Origin of the sequence: Alistipes sp. AF14-19 (genome assembly GCF_003461645.1) — a bacterium.
GTDB lineage: Bacteria > Bacteroidota > Bacteroidia > Bacteroidales > Rikenellaceae > Alistipes > Alistipes shahii.
The window spans coordinates 47781-57312 of the sequence record NZ_QTXM01000008.1 but is presented as its reverse complement, the minus strand read 5'-3'; the positions used below and the strand labels follow the sequence as shown (position 1 = coordinate 57312).

The 9532-nt window shown below is 63.4% G+C and carries 10 protein-coding genes; 6 read left to right on the top strand and 4 right to left on the bottom strand.

What is annotated here, in order from left to right:
• Nucleotides 1-261: 261 nt before the first annotated feature.
• From DWW03_RS16770 to recQ, 4 genes are all read right to left on the bottom strand, one after another.
• Nucleotides 262-501 (bottom strand): hypothetical protein, encoded by a 240-nt coding sequence (locus tag DWW03_RS16770; RefSeq protein ID WP_118406646.1) that lies wholly within the window; start codon nt 499-501, stop codon nt 262-264.
• A gap of 1 nt (nt 502) precedes the next feature.
• Nucleotides 503-700 (bottom strand): hypothetical protein, encoded by a 198-nt coding sequence (locus DWW03_RS08665; protein ID WP_015546701.1) that lies wholly within the window; start codon nt 698-700, stop codon nt 503-505.
• 3 nt (nt 701-703) lie between these two features.
• Entirely contained in the window at nt 704-928 is a 225-nt protein-coding gene (locus DWW03_RS08660; RefSeq protein ID WP_022061753.1) for a hypothetical protein, read from the bottom strand.
• Between the two features lie 188 nt (nt 929-1116).
• Nucleotides 1117-3309: a DNA helicase RecQ gene (recQ, locus tag DWW03_RS08655; RefSeq protein ID WP_015546699.1), complete on the bottom strand. Its 2193-nt coding sequence runs from the start codon at nt 3307-3309 to the stop codon at nt 1117-1119.
• 98 nt (nt 3310-3407) lie between these two features.
• Here recQ and lptB point away from each other — a divergent pair, with 98 nt between their 5' ends.
• Genes lptB through DWW03_RS08625 form a run of 6 tightly spaced genes read left to right on the top strand, consistent with a single transcriptional unit; the run spans nt 3408 to nt 9487 of the window.
• Nucleotides 3408-4202, top strand: a complete 795-nt coding sequence (lptB, locus tag DWW03_RS08650; RefSeq protein WP_015546698.1) for an LPS export ABC transporter ATP-binding protein — start codon at nt 3408-3410, stop codon at nt 4200-4202.
• A 2-nt stretch (nt 4203-4204) separates the two neighbouring features.
• The gene (aroA, locus tag DWW03_RS08645) at nt 4205-5449 is read left to right on the top strand and encodes a 3-phosphoshikimate 1-carboxyvinyltransferase (RefSeq protein ID WP_022061752.1); all 1245 of its coding nucleotides are present in this window, start codon (nt 4205-4207) and stop codon (nt 5447-5449) included.
• A 15-nt stretch (nt 5450-5464) separates the two neighbouring features.
• A complete protein-coding gene (locus tag DWW03_RS08640; protein WP_022061751.1) occupies nt 5465-6442 on the top strand; it encodes a chorismate synthase in 978 nt (325 codons plus the stop codon).
• Nucleotides 6439-7278, top strand: a complete 840-nt coding sequence (gene prmC / locus DWW03_RS08635) for a peptide chain release factor N(5)-glutamine methyltransferase (protein ID WP_015546695.1) — start codon at nt 6439-6441, stop codon at nt 7276-7278. Before DWW03_RS08640 ends, prmC begins: the two co-directional genes overlap by 4 nt.
• On the top strand, nt 7260-7772 hold the full coding sequence (locus DWW03_RS08630) for a regulatory protein RecX (protein ID WP_022061750.1): 513 nt from the start codon (nt 7260-7262) through the stop codon (nt 7770-7772). Before prmC ends, DWW03_RS08630 begins: the two co-directional genes overlap by 19 nt.
• Nucleotides 7757-9487, top strand: coding sequence for a M23 family metallopeptidase (locus DWW03_RS08625; RefSeq protein ID WP_022061749.1), 1731 nt, complete (start codon nt 7757-7759; stop codon nt 9485-9487). Before DWW03_RS08630 ends, DWW03_RS08625 begins: the two co-directional genes overlap by 16 nt.
• Nucleotides 9488-9532 lie beyond the last annotated feature (45 nt).

Below are 9532 nucleotides of genomic sequence, written 5' to 3'. Positions count from 1 at the left end.
CGCTCGCCTCGATTCAGAACTGAACATGCGCCGGCCGCCGGACAAGATTGTCCGGCGGCCGGCGCATGCAGGGGGGGGGCTGATCGGACAGGACCGAAGATTCGGAGCGACGCTCCGAGCCGGGGTCAACGTCCAAACGACCGGACGAGCGATCCCGGACGAAAGAGCCGCACGGAACCTGCGGACCCCGGAAAACGATTCCGGCCGGGTCACGCACCCGGAACCGGCAAAACGACCGACATCCTCCGGTTACAGCCCCGGTCAGCGTTTCGAACGGCGGCTGCGCTTCTTTTCGAGCCGCTGCCGCTCGCGATTTTCCCGGGCCACGCAGCGCTGCGTCAGGCGGAACGTATAGAGCAGGCCCACGAACCCGATACCGAGCAGCGCAACCCAGAACCACACGGCGATGCCGCGCTCCATGAATTCGATGGCATAGATGACGCCCGCGACAGCCAGCACCATCAGTACGAGGCGCAGGAGCTGCATAAGATTGGTTTTCATGTCAATCCTTATTTTGGGTAACTTTCCTTTTCCGGTGCTGCAACGCGCCGACGGTCATCGCGGCGGATGCCAGGGCCATGATCACGGGAACGTACCAGATGTCCCCTCCGTCGGCGACGGCGACCCGCCAGGCCGAAACCAGGGTCCCTATGAAAAATACGACGGCCATGACGGCCTGAAAACGGTCTATCGCACGCATCGGTCAAGGAATTTTGTGCTTGTTCACCTCATCGAGGTGTCTGCATTTCTTTTTGTTGAACTCGTTATACACCATTCCGACTCCGGCCGCGACGAACAGCACGCCCACGACCAGATCGAACGCATTCACGCAGTTGGAGCGCGTCACCCGCCAATAGACATTGGCCCCGAGCCACCCCAGCGCGCAGATCAGAAAAATCACGGCTAAAGTAAAAGTCTTCTTGTTCATAGGCGTCAAAATTAGGTTATATCGGTTAGTTACATCCTTGCCAGCGGCACCCGAAGGCCAACCCCGTTTCATCTGCTTTTTGATTCCGGAGGAACGGTTTCCGGGCTTCGGGCCCGAGCAGGAGCTGCAAAAACAGGACGGTCCCGGGCCGCAGACGAAGTGCGGAAAACACCCTGTAAAACCGAAAATCAGTTGCCCTGCTCGCACATAAACTTAATGCGCACCAGGCGTATCTCCTCCTCGGTATAATCGGCCCCCAGCTCCTCGATGGCCGCGTCGAGCGAGTCGCTCTCGGCGTCCTCCTTGAAGTAGAGGTAAATGTCCTCGATCTTGTCCTCGTCCATGAACTCCTTCAGATAGTAGGAAATATCGAGTTTCGTTCCGGCGTTGACGATGCCTTCGATCTCGGTCAGCAGTTCGTCGAAGTCGAGGTCCTTGGCGCGGGCGATGTCCTCGAAATCCATCTTGCGGTCGATCGACTGGATGATGAAGATCTTGTTGCCCGACTTGCTGGCCACGCCCTTGACGATCATGTCCTGCGGACGGATGATCTCCTTCTCCTCGACATAGGCCTTGATCAGGCGGATGAACTCCTCGCCGAACTTGCGCGCCTTGCCCACGCCGACGCCCGTGATGTTCTGCATCTCTTCGAACGTGATCGGGTACTGCACAGCCATGTCCTCCAGCGACGGGTCCTGGAAAATGACGAACGGCGGCAGCCCGTGCTGCTTGGCGACCTTCTTGCGCAGGTCCTTCAGCATCGAGAACAGCTCCTCGTCGGCCGCGCCGCCCTTGCCCATCGGAGCCACGGACTCGGACTCCTTCTCCTCCTCGTCGTAGTCGTGGTCGAGGGTCACGGTCACCGGGAACGGCAGGGCGATATAGCCCTCGCCCTTCTTGTTGACCGAAATCAGCCCGTAGTTTTCGATATTCTTGTCGATGAGGCCCAGTATCAAAGCCTGACGCAGCACCGCGCCCCAGAAACGGGCGTCGTGCTCGGCGCCCGCACCGAACCATTTCGACTTGTTGTGCCCGTAGCTCTTGATCAGGGCCGTGGTCTTGCCCACCAGAACGTTGACCAGATAGTCGGCCTTGAACTTGTCTCCGATGTCGCGCAGGGCTTCGAGCGCCATCTTGAGCGCAGCCCGGGCATCGACCTTCGGTTTGGGATTGCGGCAGTTGTCGCAGTTGCCGCAGTTGTCCTCGGTATAGTCCTCGCCGAAATAGTGCAGCAGCGTCTTGCGGCGGCACATCGAACTCTCGGCGTAGGAAACCGTCTCCAGCAGCAGCAGCTTGCCGATCTCCTGTTCGGCGATGGGCTTGCCCTGCATGAACTTCTCGAGTTTCTGGATGTCCTTGTAACTGTAAAAGGTCAGGCAGTAGCCCTCGCCGCCGTCGCGGCCGGCACGGCCCGTCTCCTGGTAATAGCCTTCGAGCGACTTGGGAATGTCGTAGTGGATGACATAGCGCACGTCGGGTTTGTCGATGCCCATGCCGAAAGCGATCGTCGCCACGATCACCTCGACGCGCTCCATCAGGAAGTCGTCCTGATTGGCGGCGCGCGTCGACGCATCCATCCCGGCGTGGTAGGCCAGCGCCCGGATGCCGTTGGCCACGAGCAACTCGGTCAGCTCCTCGACCTTCTTGCGGCTCAGGCAGTAGATGATGCCGCTCTTGCCCTCGTTCTGCTTGATGAAACGGATGATGTCGTGGTCGACGTTGTGCTTGGGCCGGATTTCGTAGTAGAGGTTCGGGCGGTTGAACGACGATTTGAAGACCGAGGCGTCGGACATGCCCAGATTCTTCTGGATGTCGAGCTGCACCTTGGGCGTGGCCGTAGCCGTCAGGGCGATCAGCGGCGCCGAGCCGATCTCGTTGATGATCGGCCGGATGCGGCGGTACTCCGGGCGGAAGTCGTGTCCCCACTCCGAAATGCAGTGCGCCTCGTCGATGGCGTAGAACGAAACCTTTATCTTGCGCAGGAACGCCACGTTGTCCTCCTTGGTGAGCGACTCGGGTGCGAAATAGAGCAATTTGGTCTTGCCGTCGAGCACATCCTGCCGAACCTGCGCCACGGCTGTCTTGTTGAGCGACGAATTCAGGAAATGCGCAATCCCCGACTCGGCCGAGAAGGTGCGCATGGCGTCGACCTGATTCTTCATCAGGGCGATCAGCGGCGATATGACGATCGCAACGCCGTCCATCAGCATGGCCGGCAACTGGTAGCACAAAGACTTGCCGCCGCCCGTGGGCATCAGCACGAAAGTATCCTTGCCTTCCAGCACATTGCGGATCACCGCTTCCTGGTTTCCCTTGAACGACGAAAAGCCGAAGTACTCCTTCAGCTTGTCATGCAGCAGGGAAGAATCAAATTGTTTCATTTCGCCGATAGTATGCTTTAAAAATCATAAAATTCAATGTAAAGATAAAAAACTTTTCGGAAAAAAACATAACTTTGTAAAAAAATTATCGAAACGCAATGCGTCTTTACACCAGCGAGCTCGTCAAGAAATACAAGGCCCGGACCGTCGTCGACCACGTGTCGATCGACGTCAACCAGGGAGAGATCGTAGGCCTTCTGGGTCCCAACGGAGCCGGCAAGACCACGACCTTCTACATGATCGTGGGACTGATCAAGCCCAACGAAGGGCGCATTTTCCTCGAAAGCGACGAAGGCCAGGCCTCCGAACTGACGGACCTGCCCGTATACCGCCGCGCCCAGCTCGGCGTAGGCTATCTGGCGCAGGAGGCGTCGGTATTCCGCCGCCTCTCGGTGGAGGACAACATACGGGCCGTGCTGGAGATGACCTCCTTCTCGAAGGAGTACCAGAACGAACGCGTCGAAGCGCTGATCGAGGAGTTCCGGCTGCAAAAGGTGCGCAAAAGCCTCGGCATACAGCTCTCGGGCGGCGAACGCCGCCGTACGGAGATCGCGCGCGCCGTGGCCATCAATCCGGCGTTCATCCTGCTGGATGAACCGTTCGCCGGCGTGGACCCGATCGCCGTGGAGGACATCCAGTCGATCGTGGCGACGCTCAAGCACAAGAACATCGGCGTGATCATCACCGACCACAACGTCGACGAGACGCTGGCCATCACCGACCGCACCTACCTGCTCTACGAGGGCAAGATCCTGAAAACGGGTACGGCCGAAGAGCTGGCCGCCGACCCGATGGTCCGCAAGGTCTACCTCGGGCAGCATTTCGAGCTGAAGAAGAGCCATCAGCTGACGCAGGAGATGAAAAACCGCAAGGGACAGGAGGTTAATGAGTAAATATGGATAAAACGGTTCCGCCGGGCCGCGTCAAAGGCACGCTGACGCCGCCCTGTTCGAAAAGCTATGCACAGCGTGCCCTCGCAGCGGCACTGCTCTCGGAGGAGGTTTCGGTGCTGCGCAACATCGAATTCTGCGACGACACGCGTTCCGCCCTGCAATGTATCGAGACGCTCGGCGCGCGGGTGCGCCGGGTCGACCCCACATCGCTCTCGATCGAAGGCGGACTGTCCCCGAAGGGCTGCGTGCTCAACGTCGGCGAATCGGGCCTCTCGACACGTCTTTTCACGCCCGTGGCATCGCTCTGCCCCACACCCGTCACCATCGAGGGGCGCGGCTCGCTGCTGCGCCGCCCGATGCAGATGATGTTCGAACCGCTCCGCCGGCTGGGCGTGCGGGTCCGCGACAACGGGGGATTCCTCCCCATCGAGGTCTGCGGCCCGATCCAGGGCGGAGAGGCCGAAGTCGACGGGTCGGTCTCGTCGCAGTTCATCACGGGGCTGCTGCTCGCGCTGCCGCTGGCCAGGCGCGACACCTCGCTGCACGTACGCGGAGCGGTCTCGACACCTTATTTAGATATGACTCTCGACACGGCCGCGCGCTTCGGCATCGAAATCAGCCAGCGCGACTACGAGGAGTTCTACATCCCCGGACGGCAGCGCTACCGTTCGACCTATTTCAGCATCGAGGGCGACTGGAGCGCCGCGGCGATGCTGCTGGTGGCGGGCGCCACGGCCGGAGAGGTCACCGTGCGCAACGTCTCGATGCTCTCGAAGCAGGCCGACACGGCCATCTGCACCGCGCTGGTGCGCGCAGGAGCCGCCGTGATCAACGAGGAGGACTCGGTGACGGCCCTGCACAGGCCGCTCCGGGCCTTCGAATTCGACGCCACGAACTGTCCCGACCTGTTCCCGGCGCTGGCCGCGCTGGCCGCCGCGGCCGACGGAGTGAGCGTCATCCGGGGAACCTCGCGCCTCGAATACAAGGAATGCAACCGCTCGGAGGCCATCCGCGAGGAGTATGCCAAACTGGGCATCGAGGTCGACACCTCGGAGGAGGATCTGATGAAAATACGCGGCGGAAAGGTCCGCGCGGCACGCACGCAGAGCCACGGCGACCACCGCATGGCCATGTCGCTGGCCGTCGCCGCCCTGCGCTCGGACGAAGCCGTGGAGATCGAGGGGGCCGAGAGCGTCGCCAAAAGCTATCCCGGGTTCTTCGAGGACCTGGAACATATTCGGGTCTAAAACACCAAACCGCCCATGAACCAATTCGGACACAATTTCCGGCTCGCCATCTGGGGCGAGTCGCACGGACACCAGATAGGCATTTCGCTGGACGGCGTCCCGGCGGGCATCCCGCTCTCGGAGGAGGACTTCGCCGAAGACCTCGCGCGACGCCGCAGCGGAGCGCCCGGCACGACGCCGAGGCGCGAACCCGACGTACCGCAGATCGTGTCGGGAGTCTACGACGGCTACACGACGGGCGCGCCGCTGACCATCGAATTCGCCAACACCAACACCCACTCGCAGGACTACTCGACCGTCATGCGCCACTACCGCCCCTCGCACGCCGACCTGGTGGCCTACCACAAATTCGCCGGATTCAACGATCCGCGCGGCGGCGGACACTTCTCGGCGCGCCTCACGGTGGCGCTGGTGGCCGCGGGCGTCGTGGCCAAAAAGATGCTGCCCGCAAGCATCCGCTTCGCGACCCGGCTGACCGAGATCGGCGGCTGCACCGACCCCGAACGTTTCAACGAGGTGCTGCATGCCGCGGCGGCCGACCGCGACTCGGTGGGCGGCATCGTCGAATGCCGCGTGCAGGGCGTGCCCCTCGGCCTGGGACAGCCCTTCTTCGACTCGGCCGAAAGCATGATCGCCCACCTGCTGTTCGCCGTCCCGGCGGTCAAGGGGGTCGAATTCGGCAGCGGATTCGCCGGAGCGCGTCTGCGCGGCTCGGAGAACAACGACAGCTTCACCGACTGCGACGGCACGACGGCGACCAACAACGCCGGGGGCATCAACGGAGGCATCACCAACGGCAACGAGATCGTGGTGCGCGCGGCGCTGAAACCCACGCCGAGCATCGGCCGCGAACAGATCACCTACAACCTGGCGACCAACAAGGTCGAACCGCTGGAAATCCACGGCCGCCACGACGTCTGCGTCGCCCTGCGCGGCGCGGTGGTCGTCGAAGCCGCCGTGGCCATCGCCCTGGCCAACTTCATCCGCCAATGACGCGCCGCGGGAGCATCGACGCGCTGGCCGCACGGCTCACGGGACTTTACGACGCACGCGAAGCCCGCAGCATCGCGCTGGCCGCCGTGGCGGAGCTTTCGGGGCTTTCGCCGTCGGCCCTGCTGACCGACCCGGAAGCGGAACTCGCCGTCGAAGGGCTGGAAGAGGCCGCAGCCCGTCTGGCTGCGGGCGAACCGTTGCAATACGTCGTCGGACACACGGAATTTTACGGCCGCCGCTTCGCCGTGCGCGAAGGGGTTCTGATCCCGCGGCCCGAAACCGAAGAGCTGGTCGACGCGATCCTGCACGGGGAGCGCGAAGCCCGGAGGCTGCTGGACGTAGGGACGGGCAGCGGCTGCATCGCGGCTTCGCTGGCTCTGGGGATGCCCGGGACGGAGGTCTTCGCCGCCGACATCTCGGACGACGCGCTGACCGTGGCGGCGGAGAATTTCCAACAACTCGGCGCGGCGGTCACGCTCCGCAAAGCCGATGCCCTGAACGGGCTGGAGGAGGCTTTTCCGGAGCGGTTCGACGCGATCGTATCGAATCCGCCCTACGTTCCCGAGAGCGACCGCGCGGCGATGCACCCCAACGTCCGCGACCACGAACCCGGCCTGGCGCTGTTCGTCCCCGACGACGACGCCATCCGTTTCTACCGCGCCATCGCCCGGGCGGGACGGCAGATGCTGACGCCCGGCGGACGTCTTTGGTTCGAGATTTACGAACGCGCCGCGGCGGAGATCGTCCGCATGCTCGGCGCCGAAGGATACACCGACACCGAGGTCCGCGAGGACCTCTTCGGAAAACCGCGCATGGTATGCACCCGGCTGAAATAAGGAAAAAACGCGACAAAACGCCCGACGAGGCGCTCGCGGCGCTGATGCGCCTCTGCGCCCGCGCCGAAAAGTCGGAGGGCGACGCCCGGCGGTTGATGCGCGGCTGGGGAGTGGCGGAAAAGGATGCCGAGCAGGTGCTCGGCCGGCTGGTGCGCGACCGCTTTATCGACGACAGCCGCTACGCCGAGGCCTTCGTGCGCGAAAAACTGCGGCTCAGCGGCTGGGGCGAGTACAAAATCCGCACGGCGCTCCAACGCAAGGGGGTTTCGAAGGAACGGATCGACGCGGCGTTGTCGCAGGCCGACCGTCCGGCAATGGGCGAGCGGCTCGCGCAGCAGCTCGAACGCAAGGCCCGGACGGTGAAATACACCTCGCAATACGAACTGAAAACCAGACTGATACGCTACGGGCTTTCGCTCGGATACGACTACGAGGCCGTCATGGACGCAGCCTCGGCAATGGTCAGGGAGACGGACACATGCAACGATTTCTAATACTTTTTTTGCTTACGACGGCCTGCCTCGGGGCACAAGGCCAGCAACTCGCCCCCAACGACTACATCTACCCCCTGCGGGAGCTCAAACAACGGCTCTACTCGGCCAATTTCGGCGAAATCCGTCCCGGGCATTTCCATGCGGGCGTGGACATCAAGACCGACGCCGAGGAGGGCAAACCGGTCGTGGCCGCGGCCGACGGCTACGTTTCGCGCGTGGTATTGCAGGCGGGCGGCTACGGGCGCGCCGTCTACCTCACGCTCCGCAACGGCACGACGGTCGTCTACGGCCACCTCCGGCGTTTCCGCGACGACATCGAGCGGCACGTGCGCAGGGAGCGTTACGAACGCCGTTCGAACGGCGTGAACCTCTGGTTCGGTCCCGGAACCTGGCCCGTGAAGCAGGGCGACGTGGTGGCTTACTCGGGCGACAGCGGTTCGTCGGGCGGCCCGCACCTCCATTACGAAATCCGCGACACGGAGACCCAGCGGCTCTACAACCCCGTCCGCGAAGGAATCATCCGCCCCAGGGATGAATATCCGCCGCGCATCGTGCGCCTGCACTACGTCGAGGTCGACACCGTGCAGGGCGTGCCCGTGCGCAGCGTCCCGGAGAGCTACGCCGTGGTCCGCACGGCCGCAGGCCGTTACGCCCTGACCCACGACGGGCCCGTCGGCGTGGGCCGCAGGGGCTATTTCGTGGCCGAAGTCACCGACCGCCGCAACGATGTCTGGAACTCCTTCGGGGTATGGCGCGTCACAGCCTTCGCGGACGGCATCCCCTGCTTCGAATTCCGCATGGACAGCTTCACCTACGACATATCGCGTTGCAGCGATGCCGTGAGCTGTTACCCGATACAAATCAATTCGCACAACGAGGCGATCCGCCTGGCCCAGCTGGAGGGCGCGCCCGACAGTTTCTACCCGACGATGGCGGAACGCGGGCTGATACGCACGGCGGAAGGGCAGGTGCGCCGCATCCGCATCGAGGCCGAGGACGACTGCGGCAATGTCTCGACGCTGGAATTCGCCGTCCGCGGACGCGCCGGGGAGTTCCGCGCCGAGGCCGACACCACGGCCGTGACGCTGCGGCCCGACCGGACTTCGGTCCTGCGCGTCGGACGCGAGGCGGAGGTCCGCATTCCCGAAGGAACGATTTACGAGCCGATCTTCGTCCGTCCCGGACTCGGAGAGGCCCCGCAGGCGGATTCGGGCGTCGTCGTGCTCTCGCCCGCCTACCGTTTCTTCGACCCCGCGACGCCCCTTTTCCGCGCCGTGGAGGTCACGCTCCGCGGCAGCGTGCCGCGCCCGCTGCAACTACGCGCCCAACTGGCCGTACGCACGCGCAGAGGCTCGCTGGCCTGCGTCGGAGGCGCATATGCCGACGGCGCGGTGACGGCTTCGGTGCGGACGGCCGGAGACCTGGCGATCGTAGCCGACACGCTGCCGCCCGCGATCCGTCCGCTCTTCGCCGAAGGCGCCGACCTCACCCGGGCCGAAGGGGTGCGGTTCCGCGCCGCGGACAACTTCTCGGGCATCGCCTCGTGGAGGCTGCACATCGACGGCAAATGGGTTCCCTGCGACCGTTTTCCGATGAAAGGAACGCTGGTTCATTTCTTCGACGCGCCGGCGCAGCGGCGCACCCACGCCGTGCGTCTTTCGGTCACCGACGGATGCGGAAACGCAACGCATTTCGAAGGAACATTTTACCGTTGACGAACGACGGTTTTGGAAAAAATTTCCTATATTTGCGGGAACTGC

Excerpts from the sequence above, each read along its gene's own strand:
- DWW03_RS08640 (WP_022061751.1), top strand. The coding sequence starts at position 5,465 with ATGAACCAATTCGGACACAATTTCCGGCTCGCCATCTGGGGCGAGTCG.
- DWW03_RS16770 (WP_118406646.1), bottom strand. The coding sequence starts at position 501 with ATGAAAACCAATCTTATGCAGCTCCTGCGCCTCGTACTGATGGTGCTG.
- DWW03_RS08630 (WP_022061750.1), top strand. The coding sequence starts at position 7,260 with ATGCACCCGGCTGAAATAAGGAAAAAACGCGACAAAACGCCCGACGAG.
- recQ (WP_015546699.1), bottom strand. The coding sequence starts at position 3,309 with ATGAAACAATTTGATTCTTCCCTGCTGCATGACAAGCTGAAGGAGTAC.
- prmC (WP_015546695.1), top strand. The coding sequence starts at position 6,439 with ATGACGCGCCGCGGGAGCATCGACGCGCTGGCCGCACGGCTCACGGGA.
- DWW03_RS08665 (WP_015546701.1), bottom strand. The coding sequence starts at position 700 with ATGCGTGCGATAGACCGTTTTCAGGCCGTCATGGCCGTCGTATTTTTC.
- aroA (WP_022061752.1), top strand. The coding sequence starts at position 4,205 with ATGGATAAAACGGTTCCGCCGGGCCGCGTCAAAGGCACGCTGACGCCG.
- DWW03_RS08625 (WP_022061749.1), top strand. The coding sequence starts at position 7,757 with ATGCAACGATTTCTAATACTTTTTTTGCTTACGACGGCCTGCCTCGGG.
- lptB (WP_015546698.1), top strand. The coding sequence starts at position 3,408 with ATGCGTCTTTACACCAGCGAGCTCGTCAAGAAATACAAGGCCCGGACC.
- DWW03_RS08660 (WP_022061753.1), bottom strand. The coding sequence starts at position 928 with ATGAACAAGAAGACTTTTACTTTAGCCGTGATTTTTCTGATCTGCGCG.